Origin of the sequence: Nonomuraea marmarensis, assembly GCF_043197025.1 — a bacterium.
GTDB classification, from domain to species: Bacteria; Actinomycetota; Actinomycetes; order Streptosporangiales; family Streptosporangiaceae; genus Nonomuraea; species Nonomuraea marmarensis.
Window position 1 is genome coordinate 152629 of the sequence record NZ_JBICRM010000018.1, and the last position, 21160, is coordinate 173788.

Annotated in this window: 17 protein-coding genes and 1 pseudogene; 8 read left to right on the forward strand and 10 right to left on the reverse strand. The window is 68.2% G+C overall.

The features are described 5' to 3' along the window. Window positions 1-71 precede the first annotated feature (71 nt). From ACFLIM_RS27870 to ACFLIM_RS27880, 3 genes and pseudogenes are all read left to right on the forward strand, one after another. The gene (locus ACFLIM_RS27870) at window positions 72-275 is read left to right on the forward strand and encodes a winged helix-turn-helix transcriptional regulator (RefSeq protein ID WP_393170379.1); all 204 of its coding nucleotides are present in this window, start codon (window positions 72-74) and stop codon (window positions 273-275) included. Further along, window positions 251-922, forward strand: coding sequence for a class I SAM-dependent methyltransferase (locus tag ACFLIM_RS27875; RefSeq protein ID WP_393170381.1), 672 nt, complete (start codon window positions 251-253; stop codon window positions 920-922). Before ACFLIM_RS27870 ends, ACFLIM_RS27875 begins: the two co-directional genes overlap by 25 nt. Next, a pseudogene (locus tag ACFLIM_RS27880) lies at window positions 877-1106 on the forward strand (transposase family protein); the annotation flags it as partial. The gene ACFLIM_RS27875 and the pseudogene ACFLIM_RS27880, both read left to right, overlap by 46 nt. A 159-nt stretch (window positions 1107-1265) precedes the next feature. Here ACFLIM_RS27880 and ACFLIM_RS27885 read toward each other — a convergent pair. Further along, entirely contained in the window at window positions 1266-2081 is an 816-nt protein-coding gene (locus ACFLIM_RS27885; protein WP_393170383.1) for a class I SAM-dependent methyltransferase, read from the reverse strand. Window positions 2082-2169: 88 nt separating this feature from the next. On the opposite strand from ACFLIM_RS27885, the gene ACFLIM_RS27890 reads away from it, so the two are divergent. Continuing rightward, window positions 2170-2652, forward strand: coding sequence for a GbsR/MarR family transcriptional regulator (locus tag ACFLIM_RS27890; RefSeq protein ID WP_393170385.1), 483 nt, complete (start codon window positions 2170-2172; stop codon window positions 2650-2652). Between the two features lie 324 nt (window positions 2653-2976). Here the strand turns inward: ACFLIM_RS27890 and ACFLIM_RS27895 are convergent, their stop codons facing one another. Further along, window positions 2977-4035 carry a LacI family DNA-binding transcriptional regulator gene (locus tag ACFLIM_RS27895; RefSeq protein ID WP_393170387.1) on the reverse strand — a complete coding sequence of 353 codons (1059 nt, stop codon included), beginning with the start codon at window positions 4033-4035 and terminating at the stop codon, window positions 2977-2979. 31 nt (window positions 4036-4066) lie between these two features. Here ACFLIM_RS27895 and ACFLIM_RS27900 point away from each other — a divergent pair, with 31 nt between their 5' ends. Further along, a complete protein-coding gene (locus ACFLIM_RS27900) occupies window positions 4067-5254 on the forward strand; it encodes an MFS transporter (RefSeq protein WP_393170389.1) in 1188 nt (395 codons plus the stop codon). Between the two features lie 115 nt (window positions 5255-5369). On the opposite strand, the gene ACFLIM_RS27905 is transcribed toward ACFLIM_RS27900, so the two are convergent. The 6 genes from ACFLIM_RS27905 to ACFLIM_RS27930 are packed head-to-tail and all read right to left on the reverse strand — an operon-like array spanning window position 5370 to window position 11607. Further along, window positions 5370-6305: an alpha/beta hydrolase fold domain-containing protein gene (locus ACFLIM_RS27905; protein ID WP_393170391.1), complete on the reverse strand. Its 936-nt coding sequence runs from the start codon at window positions 6303-6305 to the stop codon at window positions 5370-5372. Next, the gene (rhaI, locus tag ACFLIM_RS27910) at window positions 6302-7456 is read right to left on the reverse strand and encodes an L-rhamnose isomerase (RefSeq protein ID WP_393170393.1); all 1155 of its coding nucleotides are present in this window, start codon (window positions 7454-7456) and stop codon (window positions 6302-6304) included. The genes ACFLIM_RS27905 and rhaI overlap by 4 nt, the downstream gene beginning before the upstream one ends. Further along, on the reverse strand, window positions 7453-8646 hold the full coding sequence (locus ACFLIM_RS27915; RefSeq protein ID WP_393170395.1) for a glycoside hydrolase family 99-like domain-containing protein: 1194 nt from the start codon (window positions 8644-8646) through the stop codon (window positions 7453-7455). The genes rhaI and ACFLIM_RS27915 overlap by 4 nt, the downstream gene beginning before the upstream one ends. Beyond that, the gene (locus tag ACFLIM_RS27920) at window positions 8643-9425 is read right to left on the reverse strand and encodes an ATP-binding cassette domain-containing protein (RefSeq protein WP_393170397.1); all 783 of its coding nucleotides are present in this window, start codon (window positions 9423-9425) and stop codon (window positions 8643-8645) included. The genes ACFLIM_RS27915 and ACFLIM_RS27920 overlap by 4 nt, the downstream gene beginning before the upstream one ends. Continuing rightward, window positions 9422-10510, reverse strand: a complete 1089-nt coding sequence (locus ACFLIM_RS27925) for an ABC transporter permease (RefSeq protein ID WP_393170398.1) — start codon at window positions 10508-10510, stop codon at window positions 9422-9424. The genes ACFLIM_RS27920 and ACFLIM_RS27925 overlap by 4 nt, the downstream gene beginning before the upstream one ends. Continuing rightward, window positions 10507-11607, reverse strand: coding sequence for a sugar ABC transporter substrate-binding protein (locus ACFLIM_RS27930; RefSeq protein ID WP_393170400.1), 1101 nt, complete (start codon window positions 11605-11607; stop codon window positions 10507-10509). The genes ACFLIM_RS27925 and ACFLIM_RS27930 overlap by 4 nt, the downstream gene beginning before the upstream one ends. Window positions 11608-11762: 155 nt before the next feature. On the opposite strand from ACFLIM_RS27930, the gene ACFLIM_RS27935 reads away from it, so the two are divergent. Beyond that, window positions 11763-12809, forward strand: coding sequence for a LacI family DNA-binding transcriptional regulator (locus tag ACFLIM_RS27935; protein ID WP_393170460.1), 1047 nt, complete (start codon window positions 11763-11765; stop codon window positions 12807-12809). 16 nt (window positions 12810-12825) lie between these two features. On the opposite strand, the gene ACFLIM_RS27940 is transcribed toward ACFLIM_RS27935, so the two are convergent. Next, the gene (locus ACFLIM_RS27940; RefSeq protein ID WP_393170401.1) at window positions 12826-14565 is read right to left on the reverse strand and encodes an apiosidase-like domain-containing protein; all 1740 of its coding nucleotides are present in this window, start codon (window positions 14563-14565) and stop codon (window positions 12826-12828) included. A 262-nt stretch (window positions 14566-14827) separates the two neighbouring features. Between ACFLIM_RS27940 and ACFLIM_RS27945 the strand changes: the two genes are divergently transcribed. Next, the gene (locus tag ACFLIM_RS27945) at window positions 14828-16561 is read left to right on the forward strand and encodes an apiosidase-like domain-containing protein (RefSeq protein WP_393170403.1); all 1734 of its coding nucleotides are present in this window, start codon (window positions 14828-14830) and stop codon (window positions 16559-16561) included. 26 nt (window positions 16562-16587) lie between these two features. Continuing rightward, complete coding sequence (locus ACFLIM_RS27950) at window positions 16588-20022, forward strand: glycoside hydrolase family 2 protein (protein ID WP_393170405.1); 3435 nt, start codon at window positions 16588-16590, stop codon at window positions 20020-20022. A gap of 280 nt (window positions 20023-20302) precedes the next feature. On the opposite strand, the gene ACFLIM_RS27955 is transcribed toward ACFLIM_RS27950, so the two are convergent. Beyond that, window positions 20303-21082 (reverse strand): phytanoyl-CoA dioxygenase family protein, encoded by a 780-nt coding sequence (locus ACFLIM_RS27955; protein WP_393170407.1) that lies wholly within the window; start codon window positions 21080-21082, stop codon window positions 20303-20305. Window positions 21083-21160: the final 78 nt, after the last annotated feature.

Sequence of the window (21160 nt, forward strand, 5' to 3'; positions counted from 1 at the left end):
CTCCTCTTCCGCATAGTGCTTGCATTCTGCAACTACTATATTGGGAGCGAAATACCTGTCAAGGAGGAGTCGTGGAACCACGGTCCGGGTGTCCGATCAACGCCGCCGTCGAGGTGCTCGGAGATCGCTGGTCGTTGCTCGTGCTGCGCGACGTCATCTTCGGCGACCGCCGATACTTCCGCGCGCTGCTCACCGGGTCGATTGAGGGCATCGACGACCTTTGCCGACCGATGAACTACAGTCGTCCGCCATGGCCGAATCCTCCCCCTATCTGACAGCGACGGCGGACGCCTACGACGCCGTCGCCGACCTCTACGCCGACTTCGCCCGAGACTCGCTCGACCGCCTGCCACTGGATCGCGCGATACTCGCCGTGTTCGCCGAACTCGTACGGGCCGCCGGACCCCGGCCCGTCGCCGAGGCCGGCTGCGGTCCCGGGCACATGACGGCACACCTGCGTAACCTCGGACTGGACGCCTTCGGCATCGATCTGTCTCCCGCACTGATCGACATCGCCCGCAAAGACCATCCTGACCTGCGTTTCGAGGTCGGTTCGATGGGCGCCTTCGACGTGGCCGACGGCGAGCTGGGCGGTCTGCTCTCCTGGTACTCCGTCATCCACATCCCACCACCGGAGCTGCCGCCGTACTTTGCCGAGTTCCGCCGGGTGCTGGGCCCGGGTGGTTACCTCCTGCTCGGTTTCTTCGAATCCGAGGGCGGTCCGGTGCTGCAGTTCGACCATAAGGTCACGCCGGCCTACCGGTGGCCGATCGACGACTTGGCCGACCTGGCCCGCAAGGAAGAGTTCGTCGAGGTGGCGCGGATGTTGCGCGAGCCTTTGGAGGATGAACGATTCCGCCGCGGCCACTTGCTGATGCGCAGCGGCCGGACTGCAGCGGCAAACACAAGCAGCATGGAATGAATGTGCAACTGCTGGCCGATCCCATGGGCCGGCCGGTGTGGGCTTCACCTGCACTGCCGGGCGCCGTACACGATGTGACCGCCGCTCGTACGGTCGGCCTGATCGACGCTTGACCAGCGCCGGCGTGAAGACCTTCGCGGACAAGGGCTACCAAGGAGCGGGCGGCACGATCCGCACGCCGTTCAACCGGCATCGTTTTTTGAAGATCTTGAAACGGGGCCGTCTGAAGCCCTGGAAACCCCTCAAAAACTCCTTCAACAACTCAGCGTCAGATCGCGACCAGAGTTAACGAGATCCCCGCGTTCACCCCCCTGCTGTCCAGCCTGTACTGACCGTCGGCGCGTTAGAACCGGAACCGCACGATGCGGGTGGACCGTTTCATGCCCGGCAGCAGGTTCATGAGGCGGTACATGCGGCGTACGTTCGCGGATGCCTTGGCCATCAGCACAGGTGAGTCGTTCATCGGTGCCTCGTCGACGTATTCGAGCCGTGGGTGCCAATCGGCCAGCGCGGCCGGGTCGTTGAAGCCGCAGTGGAACTGGGTGCCGTATTTGCGCAGCGTGGGGTCCCATTTCGAGGTGCGCCATGCCCAGACCGCCACCGTGTCGAACTGTATTTGGCCGGTGGGGAAGGCGTCGACGACGCTGGTCAGCAGCCGCCGGACGTCGGTCTCGGTCAGGTAGGGCACCAGTCCCTCGGCGATCATCAGCACCGGCCGGCCGTGGAGGATACGTTCCAGCCAGGTCAGGTCGGTGACGCTGGAGTCGATCAGGGTGTAATGCTCGCGCGGCGGCAGGAATTGTTGCCGCAGTTCGATGACGGAGGGGTAGTCCAAGTCGTACCAGTCGACAGTGGCGGGCGGGTCGATCCGGTACACCCGGGCGTCGAGGCCGCAGCCTAGGTGCAGCACCACCGCGTCGGGATGATCGGCGAGGAAGCTTCGGGCCCAGTCGTCGTGGGCCTTGGCGCGCACCACGGCGGCGAGGCCCATCTGGCTGGTGCCGAATCTGCGCTTGTCGTAGTCGGGGTCGAGGCGGCGCATCGCCTGCTCGGCGTATTCGTCGCCGAGGATCGGGTCCGGCAGCCGGTTGTCCAGTGCTTTGGCCTTGAGGACGGGGCTGAGGGTCTTCTGCACTCCGACGAGTTCGGTGTCTTTCACGACAGCGACGATACTCTTATTTCACGAATTTCGTGAAGTTCGTGAATCATCTTAAACTGGTGAGTCTGCGACGATGAAGGGAGCTTTGGTGACGCGAGCGGACGAGGGTGCCATCGCCGATTTCCGGGAACGGTTCGCGCAGATCATGGTCGAATCCGGCATGCCCCGGATGGCCTCGCGCGTGTACGCCGCGCTGCTGGTTACCGACTCCGGCAAGCTGTCGGCCGCCGAGCTCGCCGAGCGACTGGGCGTCGGCGCGTCGGCGATCTCGGGGGCGGTCAAATACCTGGTGCAGGTGCGGCTGGTCGAACGCGGCCGCGAACCCGGTACCCGGCACGACTTTTGCCGGATCCACGAGCACACCTGGAGTCACTTCGTCAGTCAGTCCGACCCGGTGCTGGTCCGGGTGCAGGCCGGCGCCGACGAGGGCATCGCGCTCTTGGGTCTCGACTCCCTCGCCGGGCAGCGGCTGGACGAGACCCGCCGGTTCTTCGCGTTCCTACGCGAGGAGATCGAGCGGTCGATGGCGAAGTGGCGGCGGCTCCAGGCGGCCGAACGCGAGGCCGGCTAGAGACGGTCAGCAGGATAAGGAGGCCTCTTTCTCGACCGGCTCCCGGGCGTCGGACATGCTGGCGGTGCTGCGCATCTCCGACTTCCACTGACCGGTCCGAACGTGTATCTACAAGTTGTCAGCCCAGTGAGGGCAGCGTCGCTGCGTCCGGCCCGGCTCCAGCTCGGCGCGCTTCGGGGGTTGGTTTTGGGCAGGGCGGCCGGTCTTGAGTTTCGGACGTACGTGTCAATGGTGGAGCGACTCACGCCGAGCAGGCGGGCGATGGAGGACAGGGTGTCCTGCGGTCGGGTGAGCAGGTCACGGGCGTGGCGGATCTGCTCTCGGTCATCGCCCGTGGGTGGCCGAGGCGCCGGCCGCGGGCGCGGATCCGGATGTGATGGTCCACGGGATCTCTTGGTTGTTCGGTTGGCCGGGGTTGAGTGCGACATGCGCGCAGCGGCGACCTTGGTCTCGTAGAGGGTTCGTGACGGAGGTGATGCCGAGCTGTTGGCCGGCTGGTGATGCATCCCAACCGAGGTAGGCAGCCTCCGGGTGAGTCTCCCGGAGGGCCTGGTGGGCTCCCAGGGCGAGTTCGTCGCTCATGGCAATGATGAGCGCATTGGGGGTGAGCTGGGGGGCGAGTTCGCGCGCTGCCGCGACGCCATCTCGTTGAGTGTTGCGAGCCACGACAGCGATCGGTGTACTCGTCCAGCTGAGCCCGGCCTGTTCGATGGCAGTGCGGTAGCCACGTAGACGGGCGTCGGTGACGGGGAACGGTGCGCGTGGCGGCAGATTGGCGCCGATCGTCACCATGCGCTCGCGGTTGCGATCGAGAGGGAATGAGATCACTACGGGCGTCCGGCCTTCGCGGAGTCCCTGGGAGGCGACTGCGAGGGCGGCCCGGTAGTCGTCCTGGGTGACACATGCGATTCCCTGGCGTGGTGGACCGCCCTGGATGACGGCGGGGCGGGGGTCGCCGGCGACTGCCGCCAGCACCGGATCGTCCTCTGCGGTGGTCCACAACACGAAGCCGTCGACTGCCGCGGACAGCACACGATCGGCATCGGCGGTGTCGCCCCGCGTGGGGATGAAGGTCAGGCCCCGGCCTTCCTCGACGCAGACCTCTGCGACCCCGGCCAGGAACTGTGCCGCTTGGGGATCGTCGAAGGCGTACGCCAGGTGCTCGCTGAAGACCACCCCGATCTGTTGCGTTCGACCGGATTTCAGCGCGCGGCCCACGGCATCGGGGCGATACCCCAGCTCGCTCGCCGCGCGGTGCACGCGTTCGCGAGTGGCGGCCGCGACCCGGGCAGGCCGGTTGAAGGCGTAGGAGGCGGTCATGGGTGACACCCCCGCACGAGCCGCCACATCCTTCAGTGTCACGCGTCTGCGGTTAGTTGGCACGGAGCTATCCTATTTGTGTAGCGTTACACATATGTCGACTGTGATCGCTCGCCCCGCCAGGGGGTTCCGTGCGGCGCCGTTCCTCGGCTTCGCCGGATTCGGCGCCTTCTGGGGGGTGTGGGGTGCCACCCTGCCCCTGCTGCGAGCCCAAGCCGGTGTGAGCGATGCACAGTTCGGCGTCGCACTGCTCCTCGTGGGCGCCGGAGCTCTGCCCGCCATGCTGCTGACCGGGCGGCTCGTCGACGCGCTCGGGCTGCGGGTCGCCGGGGTACTGCTCGCACTGCTGGGCGTCATGGGCGTCGTGCTTTCCGTCGCCTCGGTGAGCTATGCCGCGTTGTGCGTCGGCATCCTCGCGGTGGGAGCCAGTTCGGGAGCGGCTGATGTGGCGATCAACACGCTGGCGGCGACGGTCGAAAAGCGGACCGGACGCCCCGTCGTGGCCCGTTCGCACGCGGCGTTCTCCGCCACGGTCGCGGTCTCGAGCCTGGGCACCGGCGCGCTTACCGCAATGACGGACAGCCTGCCGGTGACCTTCGCCGCGGCCGCCATAGTCGTCGTGGCTCTCGGCTTGGCCGTCGTCGCCGCGACGCGCTCGGCCCCCACTCAGGACGCTGTCGCGCCCGGGGGCCAGGATGCGCCGACGCACGCCGGTCGAGTGTCCTGGCGGATCGCCCTGCTCGTGATCGGCACGATCGGCGCGCTGGCGTTCGCGTCGGAGAACGCCTACCAGACCTGGGCTGCTGTCCTGCTGACCGACGCGTTCACCGCCTCGCCGGCGCTGGCCGCCGTCGCGCCGGCCGCGTTCGCCACCACGGCCGCACTGGCCCGTCTCGCCACCGCCACGATCACGTTACGCCGCCCGATCGCCACGCTGGTCGTGGCAAGCATGATCGCCACGACAGGAGGCGTCTTAACCGCGTTCGCGTCCACGCTACCGTTCGCACTGATGGGCATCGTCGCTGCCGCCGCAGGCACCTCGGTGCTCTTTCCCACCCTGCTGTCCTACGGGCTTCGACCCGTCGCCGACGAGTCACGGGGACGAGCCACCTCCGCCATCTCCACGGTGGCCTATCTCGGCTACCTCGCCGGCCCGGCATATTTCGGCCTGCTCGCTGACGCCACCGGAGTGCAGAAGGCGTTTCTCGGCATCGCTGCACTGACCGCCGTGCTCCTGGCGACGATCCCGGCACTGTCAGCGCTCGAGCGCACGGTGAGCTGACGGCCGCGGGCCGCCGAGGTGTTGCCGCCGGCGTAGTTCGTGTTGCGTGGGTCGGCCCCGAGCCGGTTCGACCGGGCGATCAGTTCGTCCACGATGGGGTTGCTCATGAGGTCCTTCAGTGCGTGGCGAGTGCCAGCCGGCTCGCGAGGAAGTCGTTGCGGCGGGCGACCCAGTCGGGTCCGATCGAGGGCAGGTGGTCCGCGCCGTGCGGCGCGTCCTGGTAGAGAACGAGCTGGGTGCCGGGATCGCCTCGCTGCCAGCGGGCGGCGAGGAACGCGCTGTCGTCGACGAGATGGTCGGCCGTTCCGGCCATCAGCAACGCTGGTGGCAGCCCCGTGAGGTCGGCGTAGAGCGGCGACACGCGTTCGTGGCGCCGGTTCTCGTCGCCCATCGCGCCGACGTAGAGGCGCGTGAAGAACTCGATCCCTTGTGGACTCAGGACGTCGGGTCCGGCGCCCGCGCCGCGCTGGCTGGGCGTGTGGCCGAGATCGAACATGCCGTAGCTGAACGCCGCCCCCCGGAACGAGCCGGACGGCTCCGGTTCGTCTCGCAATGCGAGCAGGGCGAGCAGCGCGGGCTGCGCACCCGCGGACTCGCCGATCATGACCGTGCGATCGGTGCCGAACTCGATGGTGGCGTTGGCAAGCAGCCACCGTGCCGCGGCCGTGCAGTCCTCGACCGCGGCGGGGAACGGCCACTCCGGAGCCAGCCGGTAGTCGACGCTGACCACGGCGATGCCGAGTGCGTGCGCGAGGGCTGCGTTGGACTGGTCGTTCATCGCGGCGCGACCGGTGAACCATCCGCCGCCGTGGACGTCCAGCGCCACGCCGCGCGCCCGCCTGGTCGGCCGGATGATCCGGACCCCGACCTGGTGTCCATTGTGGACGATAAGTCGATCGTTCGCTTCCGGCGCAAGGACGATCGAGTCCTCGACGTCCTTGCGCTGCAAGCGGATGCGTTCCTCGTCCGGCACCGCGCCGTAGTCCTTCGTGTGCAGGCGGATGAACTCGTCCGCCTCGTCGGGCACCCGTGGCAGGGAAACGACGTTCACGCGCCCCATCCGGCCTGCGTGCCGCCGATCCGCTCGGCGACGATCCGCTCCGCGTGGCCGGACGCGGCGTAGGCGGCCATCGGGTCGGGGGCCAGCCCCTGTTCGGCACGCAGGTCGGCGAGCAGGGGCCGGACGTCGGTGTTGTAGGCGTCCATCACGACCGCGTTCGCGCCGAGGACGTCTCCCGCGAGCTGGACCGCGGTCAGCGCCTCGACGTCGACGAGCAGCGCCTTGGCCGTCGCCTCCTGCACGTTCATGACCGAGCGGATCTGGCCCGGGATCTTCGGCTCGATGTTGTGGCACTGGTCGAGCATGAACGCGATGCCGGCGTCGGGCTCGAACCCGCCGCCGAGCCGCACCTCGAGCAGGATGCGGAACAACTGGAATGGGTCGGCGGCGCCCACCATCAGGTCGTCGTCGGCGTAGAAGCGCGAGTTGAAGTCGAACGCGCCCAGCTTCCGCTCGCGGAGCAGGAACGAGACGATGAACTCGATGTTGGTGCCGGGCGCGTGGTGGCCGGTGTCCACACACACCTTGGCCCGCTCGCCGAGGCGCAGACAGTGCGCGTAGGCCGTGCCCCAGTCCGGCACGTCCGTCGCGTAGAACGCCGGCTCGAACAGCTTGTACTCCAGGATCAGCCGCTGATGTCCGCCCAGCCGCTCGTACACCGCGTGCAGCGCCTCGGCCAGCCGGTCCTGCCGGGCCCGGATCGAGTCCTGGCCGGGGTAGTTCGTGCCGTCGGCGAACCACAGCTTGAGGTCGCGCGAGCCAGTGGCATCCATCACGTCGACGCACTCGAGCAGGTGGTCCAGCGCCTTGCGCTGCACCCGGGGATCGGGGTTACAGACGCTGCCCAGCCGGTAGTCGTCGTCCTGGAAGACGTTGGCGTTGATCGTGCCCAGCTCGATGCCGTCGTCCTTCGCCGCGGCGGCGAGATCGGGGTAGTCGGCCACCTTGTCCCACGGGATGTGCAGCGCGACGCTCGGCGCGACGCCGGTGTACCTGTGCACCTGCGCGGCGTCGGCAATCTTCTCGTACGGATCGCGCGGCACGCCCGCCTGGGCGAACACCTTGAACCGCGTCCCGGAGTTGCCGAAGGCCCAGGACGGAAGCTCGATGCGCTGCGTGCGCAGGACTTCGGACACGGTCATGACGCGGCCCCCTCGATCGCCGATCGAATGGCTTCCAGATAGGCAAGCCCGTGCTGGTCGTCCGGTTCGAGGTAGCTGCCCTCGGTCCACTCGTTCCACGCGTTGACGAGGACCGCCGGGTGCTGCGCGTGGGTGCGGGCGTGCCGGACCGCGTCCCGGACGGCGGTGCCGAAAGCCTCCGGGGTGTTGCCGGTCAGGATGCTGGTGAACGGGTAACCGCACTCCTTGTCCATGGGCCAGTCGACGGTGCGCGGGCTGGGGTCCCAGCCCATCGTCACGTTCGGCAGGTAGCGGCCGTTCAGCGACGTGCTGAACTCGTCCCACACGGCATGGGCCCGGTCGAGCACGCGCCGGTAGTCGGCGGTCGGGAAGGTGTCGAACCCGGCATCGGGGTGGTGCCACCAGGTGTAGTGCGTGACCGTGTCGAAGCCGAGCCGGGCTGCCATGGCCGGCGTGTCTTCGATGTTGAACGTCGTCACGCCGTTCAGGTGCAGGCGGGGGATGCCTGCCGCACCGGCCATCGCGCGGAACGCGGCGAGCATGTCGGCCGCGGCGTCGACCCCGCCCATCCCGCGCACGAACGAGGGCACGTCGTAGAGGGAGAAGTACGGTGCGCCGTCGAGGCGCCAGTAGGACGGGTGGTGCAGGTACCGGTCGATGACGTGGCGGAACGCGTTGCGTGCGTGGTAGCGGGTGTTCGGTGCGGGTAGCAGCGCCGGCGAGGTGAGGTCGCGTGCGGGGTAGATGTCGAGCCACTCGTGGTTGGCCCACATCAGCGCGAACCGCAGTTCGTCGACGCGTTCCGCGTGTAACAGCCCGTCGTCGAGGGCCCGGTTGAGGAACGGGTGGTTGTCGTACCAGTACCAGTCGACGACGAAGCCGGTCAGGCCGTGGGCCAGCGCGGTGTCGACGATTCGGGTGGCGGCACCCGGGTCCGCCTCGTCGGCGTAGCCCCACGCGGGAACCTTCGGCTGGTAGTGCCCCGGGTATCGGGGCGTGGCCGTACGCAGGAGGCCCCACTCCGTCCACCCGGGTTCGAACATCAGGTCGTTGGTGGGATCGGTGTGCCACTGCGGGTAGTAGTAGGCCAGCACCTGCACGGTTCGATCCGCGGGCCGTGGCGCGGACGCCGGGATCACCGCGCCCGCAAAGGAAAGGGGGTCGGCGGCATCCTGGTTGGGCACGGTCATGCGTAGGCTCCTGAGTCGGGAAGGCCGCTCGTGGTGGCGTCGTCCTCGTTGCCGTAGACGATGAGCTTGACGATCTCGTCCACGGTGCTGTGTTCGCGTTCCCGGATCCCGGCGACCGTCCCGAGGTGCATGACGAGGATGCGGTCGGCGGTACGCCAGACCTGCTGGAGGTTGTGGCTGATCAGGATGATCGCCTTGCCCGCGTCCCGCAGGTCCCGGACGAGTCGCAGGACCCGTTCGGACTCCTGCACACCCAGTGCCGCGGTGGGCTCGTCCATGATCACGATGTCGGGGCCGCCGACCAGGACCCGGCCGATGGCGACCGCCTGCCGCTGGCCACCAGAGAGCAGATAGACCGGGACACGCACCGACGGCAGCTTGATGGTCAGCGTGGCGAGCAGCTTCTCCGCCTCGCGGTAGATGCGGCGGCGGTCGACGAACGGTCCTTTGTGGAACTCGCGGCCGAGGAACAGGTTGGCGGCCACGTCCCGGGTGTCGACCAGGGCGAGGTCCTGGTACACGGTCGCGATGCCCGCGGCGGTGGCATCGGCCGGTTTGCCGAAGGCGACCGGGCGCCCCCGCACCAGCACCTGCCCCTCGGTCGGGTCGTAGGCGCCCGAGAGGATCTTGATCAGCGTGCTCTTCCCGGCGCCGTTGTCACCCACCACCGCGAGGATCTCGCCGGGGCGGAGGTCGAAGCTGACGTCACGCAGGGCACGCACGTGGCCGAACAACTTGCCGATGCCAACGGCGGCAAGGATCGGTTCGTCGTCGGTCATCGTGTCCTCCGTCGCTCCGAGATCGCACCCATGACGACGGCCAACACGAACACCGCGCCACGAGCCAGTTGCTGGTAGTAGGACTCGACCGACAGCAGGGTGAGTCCGTTGTTGAGCACGCCGATGACGACGACACCCGCCAGCGTGCGTTCCAGACGTCCCGCGCCACCGCCGAGCCCGATCCCGCCGAGCAGGACGGCGGTGAGCACGTCGAACTCGGCCCCGACGGCGTAGTTCGGGCCGCCGCTGCTGGAGGTGCCGGCGGTCATGACGCCACCGAGCGCCGCCAGCGCCCCCGTCACGAGGAAGACCGTGGTGTAGAGCCGTTTGGTGCGGATGCCGGCCCGCAGGGCGGCGCTCGGGTTGCCGCCCACGCCATAGACGTGCCACCCGGCGCGGGTGAACGTCATGACGATCGTGCCGATCACGAAGACCGCCAGCAGCAGCCACACCGTGGTGGGGATGCCGAGCGGGCGGTCGTTGACGAAGTCGGTCAACGCCAGGTGTGTCAACGGTTTGTTCTGCCCGTCGGTGAAGATCAGGGCGAGACCGCGGATCACGATGCCCATCGCGAGCGTCGCGATGATCGAGTTGATGCCGACGCTGACGATCAGCGTGCTGTTGGCCAGACCGATCAGGAGACCGACGACGATGCCGGCCGCGACGGCGAGCCAGGTGGACCAGCCGTCCTCGATGAGGATGGCGACGACGACGCTCGTCAGCGCCACGTTGGCGCCCACGGTGAGATCGAGCTGGCCCGCGATGAGCGCGATGGTCATGCCGGCCGCGAGCACCCCGGTGACCGCGACCGCCGAGCCGATGTTGAGCAGGTTCCGCTCGGAGAGGAAGTACGGCGACGCCTGCGAGAAGTAGATGATCAGGCCGATCAGCGCGACGTAGATGCCGAGGTCGAGCACCCGGTCGACCACCGTGCGCCGGCCGGCCCGCTCGTCCGGGCCATGGGCCGACACGATGGCACTGCGGCGCAGCCAACCACGTGGGTCGAGCACGCCGAGGCTGTGCGACGAAGCTTTCGGGGCCTGCTTCGTGTCCTGCACGGGGCCCCGCTCGGTGTCGGAGCTCACTTGCCGGTCTTGTCGTTCGGGTAGAACTGATCGACGTTGGCGGCGGTGAGGACCCGGTCGACCCGGTAGGTGTCGAACGGTTGGCCCATCGCCGTGGCGATCGCCGCCTCGATCCAGTTCCATCCTTCCGCGTACGGCTGGTAGTCGATGGACGCGACGAGGACCCCGGCGTTACTGGGGTCACGGAGCGCGATGCGCGCCGCCGAGTCACCACCGTTGGACACCGCGAGGATGTCGTCCTTGCGCCCGGCGGCCTTGGCGGCGTTGATCGCGCCGATGACCGGCTCGTCGCCGTAGGACACGACCAGGACCACGTCCCCGGGGTGGGCGGTGAGGAAGTCGGTGAACGTGCTCGCCGCCGACGACGTCGGGTCCTGCCCCGGCGGGGTGAGCATCGTGGTGTTCTTCGCGGGGATGCCGAGCTTCGCCTGCGCCTCGGCGAAGGACGCCTTGACCCGGGTGTCGCAGGGCGTGCAGTTCGCCGAGGTGATCCCGGCGACCACGACGTTGCGGCCCTGCCACGCGCCGGCCATCTTCGCCTTCGCCTGGTCGGCCATCGTGTCGATGGCCAGCTTGCCGACCTGCTTGTCGTCGACCCCGAAATGGGGCACGTCCTTGAAGGTGCCGTCGATCAGGACGATCTTGGTGCCGTCGCGCTGGGCCGCGTGGTACGTCGCGTCGTTCATCTGGCCCGAGCCGATCACCTTGGGCTGCTTGACGGCGACCTGCTGGTAGGCGTTCAACTCCGTGTCGTACTTGAAGTTCATGTCCGCTTCGTCGAGATCCACGCCGTAGAACTTGGCCGCGTCCTTCATCCCCTGCGACCACGTCGCGAAGTACGGGTAGCTCAGGCTGGGGTTGATGAAGGCGAACCGGTAGCGCTCCGGAAGGGTCTTCGGCACGGCGAACAGCGGTCGTACCTTGTACACACCGGTCGCGGTGGCGACCTCGGCGGCGGAGTAGGTCCCGCCGCCCGAGCCGCCCCCGGCCGGGGAACCGCCGTCACCGTTCTCGCTGCTCGACGAGCATGCCGAGCCGGACGCGATGAGTGCCACGCCGCACAGCACCACGATGGACTTGCGCCAGAGCGATCTCACGTTCCTGCCCCCTTCCAGGGCGATCCCGCTGAACTCAAGGCGGGCGATTATTGAAATGATTCAGTACGGCGGTACGGTAGCCTTGAGTGACAAGTGCGTCAAGGTTTGGAGGTTCGGTGGCGGTGCGGAAAGAGAAAAGCCCGGCCGACGGTGTGGTGCCAGGCCGTTCCGCCACGATCAAGGAAGTCGCGGAGGCGGCGGAAGTCAGCGTTGGCACGGTGAGCAATGTGTTGAACCGTCCCAATGTCGTCTCCGACGAGACGCGCCTGCGGGTGCTGGATGCGATCGACCGGCTGGGGTTCGTCCGGAACGCGGGCGCTTCCCTGCTGCGCGGTGGACGGGCGCGCACGATCGGGCTCATCACGCTGGACATCCGCAACCCGTTCTTCACCGAGCTCGCACGGGGGGTGGAGGACGCCGTGCGCGAGCTCGGCTACCTGCTCATCCTCTGCAACGCCGACGAGGACCGCGCGCAGGAGAAGCGGTATCTGGAGGTCCTGGAGGAGCAGCGCGTGAACGGCGTGTTGATCAGCCCGGTCAACGAACGGGACAACTCCCTGCAGTGGCTCCGAGATCGCGGTACGGCCGTGGTGCTGCTGGGGCGCGAGCGCCGCAACTTCTGCTCCGTTCGCGTCGACGACGTGAGCGGCGGCGAGCTGGCGGCCGACCACCTTCTCGACCTGGGTCATCGCCGGCTCGCGTTCGTCACGGCTCCGCTGGCGATCCCGCAGTACCACGAACGCCTCACCGGCGTGCGCCGCGCACTCGCCAGGCGCGGGCTGTCCGACGACGCGTGTGACGTCGTCGAGGTCGGGTCGCTGGGTAACGCGGTCGAAGGACGCGCGGCGTCCGACATCCTGGTCGACAACCATCCTGAGGTGACCGGCGTCGTCTGTGGCAACGACCTGCTCGCGCTCGGCCTCATCGCCGGCCTGGTGCGGCGCGGCACCCGCGTGCCCGACGACATTTCCGTCGTCGGGTACGACGACATCGAGCTCGCCCAGCAGAGCCCGCTGCCGCTCACGACGATCCGGCAACCCAAGCAGGAGCTCGGCCGCATCGCCACCAACCTGCTCATCGACGAAGGGCAACGCGGCGCCGCCCACGCGCACCAACAGGTCGTCTTCCAGCCGGACCTCGTCGTCCGCGACACGACGAGCCGGTTGCGCCCCGTCGCCCGGCGGCGCGCCGGGCGACGCTAGCGGCGGTAGCGGCGGATCAGCCCTTGCGGATCAGCAGTGTCCAGTCGGAAGCGGCATCGGGTTGGGCGGGCAGCGTGATCTGTCCCGCGTTCGAGGTGACGACGACCTCGGTCCCTCGGCCGTACGAGCCGGTTCTCGGGTCGTACCAGCGCATCGTGTAGTGCCCGCGGTGAACACCGCCGACCGTGCCGGTGTAGGTTCCGCCGCCGTCGAGACGGTGCGGGTAGTAGACGACCACGACATCGCGGTCGGAGGTCGCGGACGCGAACGGCGCCTGCGTGTCCGTCGGGACGTTGGGCGCCCATGACGTGGCGTCGGGGGCGGGTACGAGCTGCCACCACGGCAGCGCGGTGAAGAACGCCTTCAGGTAACCCATCTGTGCCGCGCCCGGCAGGAACAGCCCCTCGTTCCACGGCGTGCTACCGAAGCTCTGGCAGTTCCCGTTCGGATCCTGCGCGGTCCAGCACGTCCACCAGACGCCGGCCGCACCGTAGTCGTTGCCGGCGGCTCCGCCGACGCGCGCCTTCCACGCGCTCTCCCGCGACTGCCAGTTCTGCACGATCGCGTGGTTGTCCCAGAACACGTCCATGCCCTCGAAGTTCGCCTCACCTTCGAGTACCGGCCTCGCGGGCGTGGCCTGATACTGCTTCAGCCAGTAGTCGGCGACCTTGTCGACACGATTGTGGCCTTCCTGCAGGGTGACGAAGTCGTACCACGGCTGATCCCGGTACTGGATTCCGCCACCGGCGTAGATCGGGTAGTTGTGCAGCGAGGTCGCACGGTGGTACGGATCGACCGCGTGGACGTACCGCGCGATGTCGGCCCAGCATTGGGCGCAGTTGCCCGGCGTGTCGAACTCCTGCGCGGTCATCCACACCACCGGGTAGGCGGCGTAGCGGGCCACCATGTAGCGGGCCAGCCGCTCGTAGTCGGCGCGCAGGCCGGCGGCCCACGCGGTCTGGTCGACGCCCGAGAGACTCACCCCGACGCCCATGGCGAGGAACGTCGCCATCCCCTTGCTCGAGATGTAGCCGATGCGCTTGTCGGCGTTCTGCCAGAAGCCCGGATTCAGATCGCGTAGGAACCCGGCGTCGCCGTTGTTCCAGGTCGGCCCACCCTCGTTCATGTTGCCGGGGTTGTTTGCGAACAGCTCGCTCTCGGCGACCACCGTGAAGCCCTGCTTGGCGCGTGTGTCGACGATTCCTGTGAACTGCGAGGAGAAGCGTGGGTCATTGGACTCGTTCAACCGGGTCTGGCCAATCAGGCTCGACGCCTCGGAGTCGCCCAGCCAGAAGAACGGAGTGCCGTCCGCATAGGTGAAGTAGCGGTTGTTCTCGCTGGTCTTCAGGAAGCCATGGCGGTAGATGTCGAGGTCCCCACCCGAGGCACTCACGTCGATGGTGCCGTGTTTGCCCGCGAGTCCGCTGTCGGTGCCGGCCGTCGTGTAACGCCACCTGCCCGCCGTCGGCGGAGCGAAGCGGACGCGCCAGGTGGCACCGCCGTCCCAGAAGCCCGGCATCGTCATGATCTGGCCACGTGGGCCGGTGAACGTCGCGCTGACGTCCACGTCCGTGTACGGATTTCCATAGGGGCGGGCGGCATGAAGGGCGATGTCGACCGGCCGCCACGGCTTGGCTGACAGGGCCGGGGACTCCGTGGCTGTCGGCTCAGCGTGCGCTGAGGCAACCGTGCTTGACGTGACGAACACCGCCAGTGTGACGACGATGCCCAGCACCCGGGGAGTGGTTCTGCTCATGGGCGCTCCGCGGATCGAGTTGGAATGTTTCAACGCTGCCCGGCGGACCGTAACCCTGGGCCAACACTCACGTCAAGAGTGCCGGCCACGAACCCCCATGCGAGTCGCCCCAGGTCTGCCTCTTGACGGCTCCGTTAACAGCCACATAACCTACGGCTCGTTTGAAACGTTCTAAGCATCGTCCGCCTTCCCTCCCACGCGATCGACCACGTGGCCACGTGCCGCTGGAGGTCGCGGTAGAAACGGTTCAAGAGGTGAAGTTGTGTCGTTACGTCGGCGCCGCCTGGTAATCCCCGCGGCAATCACCCTCCTGGCCCTGCTGGCGGCAGGCCCCAACGCCCAAGCGAGCGGCGCGGGTTCGGTGCACCCGGTCGGTCAAGGCCCGACGCTGCACGCCCAGACCTGGCGGGCCGTCGAGTTCACGCTGCACAGCACGGTCGACTACGCGGATCCGTACCGGGACGTCGATCTCGTCGCCACCTTCACCGGGCCGAACGGCCAGCGGCTGACCATGCCCGGCTTCTGGGACGGCGGCACCACGTGGCGCGTCCGGTTCGCGGCCCCCACGCCGGGCCGTTGGCAGTACACGACATCGAGCACCGACGCCGCGAACACCGGCCTCAATGGACACCACGGCACGATCCTGGCCGCCCGGTACACGGGAAACCTGGCCATCTACCGGCATGGCTTCCTGAAGACCAGTGCGAACAACCGCTACTTCACCTACGCGGACGGCACACCGTTCTTCTGGCTCGGGGACAACCAGCAGAGCAACCTGGCCGGCCAGACCCGGCTCTACGAATCGAACGACCCGCGGTTCCCGTCCATGTTCAAAGGCATCGTCGACACCCGGGTCAAGCAGGGCTTCAACGTGATCTGGAACGAGACGTTCGCCAACAACGGGGGCAACGCGAACGAGGGCGGTCCGGACTGGATCGGCGGCACGTTCCACACCCTCAACCCAGGGTTCTGGGACAACATCGACGAGCGGATCGGCTACATCGCCGGCAAGGGTGTGGTCGACGCGATCGCGATGGGCGTGGGCAGCAGCCTGACCGACGCGAGCAAGGACCTTTTGCCGGAGTACCAACGCCTTGCGCGTTACATGGTGGCGCGCTACGCCGCCTACCCGATGGTCTGGTTGACCGCGCAGGAGTTCGACGCACCGGGCAACTGCGCCCAGTGCTGGGAGCAGGTCGCGCAGGTGTTCGCCGACACCGATCCCTACCGCCAGCCCACGACGCTGCACAACTACCCCATCTACGCGGGCGGTGGGGTGCAGCCACGCGATGAGTCCTGGTACGGACTTGTGGCGCTGCAGGAAGGCCACAACCGGGTCGACGGCGTATCGGACTACTGGCTGAAGCAGTACCAGCAAACGCCGGTCCGCCCGGTCGTGGAGGCCGAGGCCAACTACGAAGGCATCGACGTGTTCTGGGACAACCACGCGATCGTGCAGACGTGGCAGACACGGGAGAGCGCGTGGAAGGCCCGGGTCGGCGGCGTCGCCGGCAACGACTACGGCGCGGCCGGCGTCTGGTGGGCGTGCTACACCCCGGACGACCCGGACTGGAACTGCCAGAACTTCGGCAGCACGCCCTGGAACGAGGGGCTGTTCCTGCCGGGCGCGGCGCAGATGGGTTACCTGAAGGCGTTCTTCACCGCGCTGCCGTGGTCGAGGCTCGCCCCGGCGCCGACCGCCATCACCTGGGCGGCCACCGTTCCCACCGACACGCAACTCGCGTTCGCGTCCGCCACCCCGGACCGTTCCCACACGGTCGTGTACTACCCGCACCGGCTCGACGGGGGCGCGCCCTACCGCGGTTCCCTCACCGGACTGCCGCGTGGCCACTACGTCATGAAGTGGTTCAACCCCCGCAGCGGTCAGTACACCTCGGCCGGCTCGTTCACGGTCACGACCGCGCACGGCTCGGCACAACTCCCGCCCCAACTCACCGCCGCGGACGACTGGACGTTGCTCGTCACCAGGCACTAGCACCCGCCACTCGTGAAGGAGCCGAAATGTCATTCGATGTCACCCGGCGCGATGTGCTGAAGGGAATGGGGGCGGCGGCGGTGGTGCTCGCCGTACCCGCTGGCGCCACGGCGTACGCGTCCGCCGAGACGTCAGCCACGCGGCAGACGCTGGACCTGGCGGGTATGTGGGAGTTCGGCACCGACGGCGCGACCTATCCGCATTCGGTCGCCGTGCCGAACTTCCTCGTGCCGGTCGGCTGGTGGATCTACACGCCGGACGACTTCCCCGAGGAGGTCAACCGGATCGCGAGCTACGGCTACGACGCCTCGACGCTGACCGAGGGCTGGTACCGCCGCGTGGTCACCATCCCGGCGGCGTGGGCGGGCCGGCGGGTCGAGCTGCGGTTCGACGGCATCGCGATGTACTCCGAGATCAGGGTCAACGGCACGCTGACGGAGTCGTCGTGGGGCATGTGGCGCACCCACCGGCTCGACGTCACCGGGCACGTGCAGGCGGGCCAGCCGCTCACTATCGACGTCTACGTGAAGATGGATCAGCGGGCCGACACCTACTCACACGGCGAGTTCGGCGGCCTGAGCCGCGCGGCGACGTCGAAGGCGATGGGCATCTGGGAGTCGGTCCGGCTCGTCGCGACCGACCCGATCCTCGTCGACGACGTGTTCTTCAAGCCGCGCACCGACGGCGCGGACATCGACGTGACGGTCGCCAACCACTCGTCGACCGGCGCGACGCTGACCGTCCGGAACGTGGCGACCGCGGTCGACGGCGGTGCGACGCTGTTCGAGCGTGTCGACCAGGTCACGGTGGGCGCGGGTGCCACCGGGATGATCACCGCGTCGGCGTCCGGCGTGCAACCCCGGCTGTGGTCGCCGGACGACCCCAGGCTGTACCTGCTCACCACCACGGTCGAGCGCGACGGCACGGTCCTCGACGAGGTGACGATCCGGGTCGGGTTCCGGACGTTCGAAGTGCGGGGCAACACCTTCCACCTCAACGGAAACCCGTACTGGATGCGCGGTGCCGGCCACCTGCCGACGGTCATGGTCGGCCGGGAGAAGATCCCGCAGATGCGCCAGTGGCTCGAGCTGTTACGCGACGACAACGTGCGGGTGACCCGCATGCACATGGGTCCAGCTCCCTCACCCTGGTTCGACCTGACCGACGAAATCGGGTTCGGCGTGGACATGGAGGGCATCCGCCAGTGGGCCTTCAGCGGCGAACCGGCACCGGCCCAGGTCTACGTCGACGCCTGGTACGAGGAGATGATCGACGTCATCCGGCGGGTGCGGAACCACCCGAGCGTCCTGCTGTGGACCACCGGCAACGAGATGGGGTGCTACGACCTGGCGAGCTGGACCGTCCTGTCGAACCTCAACAAGGCGATCCGCGCGGCCGACCCCACCCGGCCGCTGGTGGCTGATTCGTACTACATGCGCAACCCGAAGACGTACGAGTCGACGCTGAAACCGGCCGGGATCGACGACGGCGACGTCGACGACGCCCACCTGTACTTCGGCTGGTACCAGCCGTCGGCGTTCGTCCTGACCTCCGGGCAGACCAACGGCGGCTCGCAGGCGGACCAGAACCGCCCGTTCATCAGCGCCGAGCTCGGCACCGGCTACCCCGACTTCCACACCGGCCGGCCGGAGGACACCTACCTGAACCTGGTGCACGCGGCCCAGCCCTGGGTCGGCGCACACGCCGCGGACGCCGACCCGGCGATCTTCCTCGACACCCACGCCATGCTCAACAAGGAACTCGCCGAGATGCTGCGCCGCACCCGGTTCGAAGGCCGCGGCACCACGGGGTTCCTGCTGTTCTCCACCGCTACCTGGTTCAAGGACTTCTACAGCAACCCGACCATCGGGAAGTTCCCGGTGAACGACGCTGTCCGGCTGGCCTACCAGCCGGTGCTCGTGTCACTCGACTCCGCCGCTCGGCACTTCTACGCGGGCGAGCAGTTTCAGACCGCTGTGGTGCTGGTCAACGACCACACCCGCCACGGTGCCACGACACTGTCCTGGGAGATCGTCGACGCCGGTGGCCAGCACCTGGCGGGGGCCGGGTCCATCCCGTTGCCTGCCGTGGCGTACCACGCGAACGTGCGCGCCAACGTCACCATTGCGATCCCGGCGACGCTGGCCGCCGACCGGGTCGCGGCCGTCTTGCACCTGACCGTGACCGACGGCGCGACGACCATCTCGCGGAACCAGTACGACATCGTGCTCGCCACCCACGCCTACGCCGCCGCCGGGACCGCGGGCGGGGCGGACAGCGTGTGGCTGTACGACCCCACCGGCGCCACGCGGCCGTCCCTGGACGCGGTGGGCCTGCAGTACACGACCGTCGGAAGCCTCATCGGTCTCGCCCCGGGCAACCCGGACCTGCTGGTCATCGGCAAGGGAGCCGTCGACGACACGGTTCTCGCCGCGAACCTGCGCGACTACGCCGACGCGGGCGGGCGGGTGGTGATCCTCGAAGGCGGTGACCGAACCCGCGAGCTCTTCCCGGCCGAGATCGCGACCGTCAAGAGCGTCGACGGCGAGGTCGTGACCCCCGTGCACGACGACTCCGCGGTGTTCGCGGACATGGACCCGATGGACATGCGCTGGTGGCGGCACAACGACGGCAGTAAGCCGTACGTCACGCACCGGGCGGCGCAGTTCGACCGGTTGAACGCGGTGAACATCGCCCGGCTCGGCATCTACACCGCACCGGGCCCGCCGCAGGCCACGCCGACGTTCGACGAGCGGTCCGGGTACCCGATCTTCCTCAAGAAGACGCGGCCAGACTCCACCGGCTACCTCGTCGTGTCGGAGCTGACCACCTCGACCTCGGCCACCGTCGACCCGCTCGCGGGGAAGTTGCTCGCCAACCTGCTCGCCGTGCCCGCCTCGGTGCCGCTCGACCCGCCACCGCCGAGCTGGGACGGCTTCACCGAGGGTTTCGAGAACGGCCTCGGCGCGTGGACCGTGCTCAAAGGCACCCTGGCGGTCTCGACCGCGAAAGCCCACACCGGTACGCACAGCCTGGGCAGGTCCGGTGGGCCCGGCGTCGTCTACCGCCAAGGCACGGCCACGCACGGCACCGTCACGCTCTGGTTCTACGACGACGCCGCCTCGACCAACACCATGTTCGTGGCCCGCGTCGACGACGACCCCGACACCGGGCACTTCCGCGGCATCGGCGTCCGCACGGACATCAACGCGACCCACTACGTGCTGCGCGTCGACGGCACCTTCAGCGTCACGTCGGTCGTGCGGACGACTGGCTGGCACCAGTTCCGTTGGGACTACACGTCCGGCACCGGCGTCACCATGTCCATCGACGGCCAGCAGATCGGCACCGCGACCGGGCTCGCCATGTTCAGCACCATCGCCCTCGGTGACTGGTGGGGCATCCAGTCCGAGTCAGGCATCAACTTCGTCGACGACATCGCCGTCGTAATAGCGTCCTGACCACGGCGGACGGGACCCGCCGAGCTTCGGCTGGGCGGGTCCCGTCCGTGTGTTCAGACGCGTTCACCTACCTACCTCGCAAGTCCTCGGTCGCATCACCGGCGCGGTGGTCGCCAACCTGATGTTCGCTCTCGACCCAGTCCACACCGCCACCACCCACCGCGCGACAGCGGCGCACGGTGGGTAGTGGCCGTGGCCACTGCCGGGCTCCTGTTGGTGATCTTCTCCCTCGTCCGGTCCGGCCGTGTCGAGCCTGCCCCGCACGGCGCCGCCTACTGTCCTAGTGCCAGGGGCGGGGGAAGGTGTCGCCGTCGAGTCGGGCGCCGGGGACGAGGCCGAGTGGGTCGGTGACGACGTGTTCGGTGCCGCTGTAGGTCGTTGCCTCGTCCATGTAGACGATGACGTGTGCGAACCTGGCCAGGTCGGTGCGGTTGGGCAGGGCCATGTGGCCGGTGTAGCCGCTGTGGAAGGTGCAGTCGCCAGCCCGTAGTGGCACGGTGACGCGAGGGATCCACCGTAGCGACGGGTCCAGCGCGAAGAGGTCCTCCTCGTTTTGGAGGTCCTGCGGTCGCAGGCCGGTGCGGTGCTGGGTGCCGGGCAGAAAGGTCATGCAGCCTCGCTCGGGCGGAACGTCGACCAACGCGATCCATGCCGACAACGGGAGTCGGCCACTGGCGTGCGGCCAGTACGGCCGGTCCTGGTGGAACTCGGTGGCGACGTTGTTGTGTGGCTCCTTGACCAGCATGTGGTCGTGCCAGAGTCGCAGCGGGAACCCGGCGAGTTGTTCGGCGACGCGGCCGAGTCGCGGGTCGAAGGTGAGCGCGCGGAGGTTGTCGTCGTGTTGCCAGACGTTGACCAGTTGGCTGAAGGTGCCCTGCTTCTCCAGACTCTCCGCGCGATGGACGGTCAGGAACGCCTCGGCGCTGGTCCGGAAGCGCTCGACCTGGTCCGGGTCGAGCACGCCACGCACTCGGACGAAACCGTGTTCACGGTACGCCGCAACGAGTTCGTCCCGCACTCGACCGTCGGCGCCGACATCGCTTGTTATGGTCGTGGTCATTCTCGCCTCCTTGGGTGGTAACCAGTGTCAGGGTGGTGCGCCGTCGTGGGCTAGTCGGATCCCTGCCAGTAGTCGTAC

Excerpts from the sequence above, each read along its gene's own strand:
- ACFLIM_RS27875 (WP_393170381.1), top strand. The coding sequence starts at position 251 with ATGGCCGAATCCTCCCCCTATCTGACAGCGACGGCGGACGCCTACGAC.
- ACFLIM_RS27940 (WP_393170401.1), bottom strand. The coding sequence starts at position 14,565 with ATGAGCAGAACCACTCCCCGGGTGCTGGGCATCGTCGTCACACTGGCG.
- ACFLIM_RS27955 (WP_393170407.1), bottom strand. The coding sequence starts at position 21,082 with ATGACCACGACCATAACAAGCGATGTCGGCGCCGACGGTCGAGTGCGG.
- ACFLIM_RS27915 (WP_393170395.1), bottom strand. The coding sequence starts at position 8,646 with ATGACCGTGCCCAACCAGGATGCCGCCGACCCCCTTTCCTTTGCGGGC.
- rhaI (WP_393170393.1), bottom strand. The coding sequence starts at position 7,456 with ATGACCGTGTCCGAAGTCCTGCGCACGCAGCGCATCGAGCTTCCGTCC.
- ACFLIM_RS27950 (WP_393170405.1), top strand. The coding sequence starts at position 16,588 with ATGTCATTCGATGTCACCCGGCGCGATGTGCTGAAGGGAATGGGGGCG.
- ACFLIM_RS27920 (WP_393170397.1), bottom strand. The coding sequence starts at position 9,425 with ATGACCGACGACGAACCGATCCTTGCCGCCGTTGGCATCGGCAAGTTG.
- ACFLIM_RS27900 (WP_393170389.1), top strand. The coding sequence starts at position 4,067 with ATGTCGACTGTGATCGCTCGCCCCGCCAGGGGGTTCCGTGCGGCGCCG.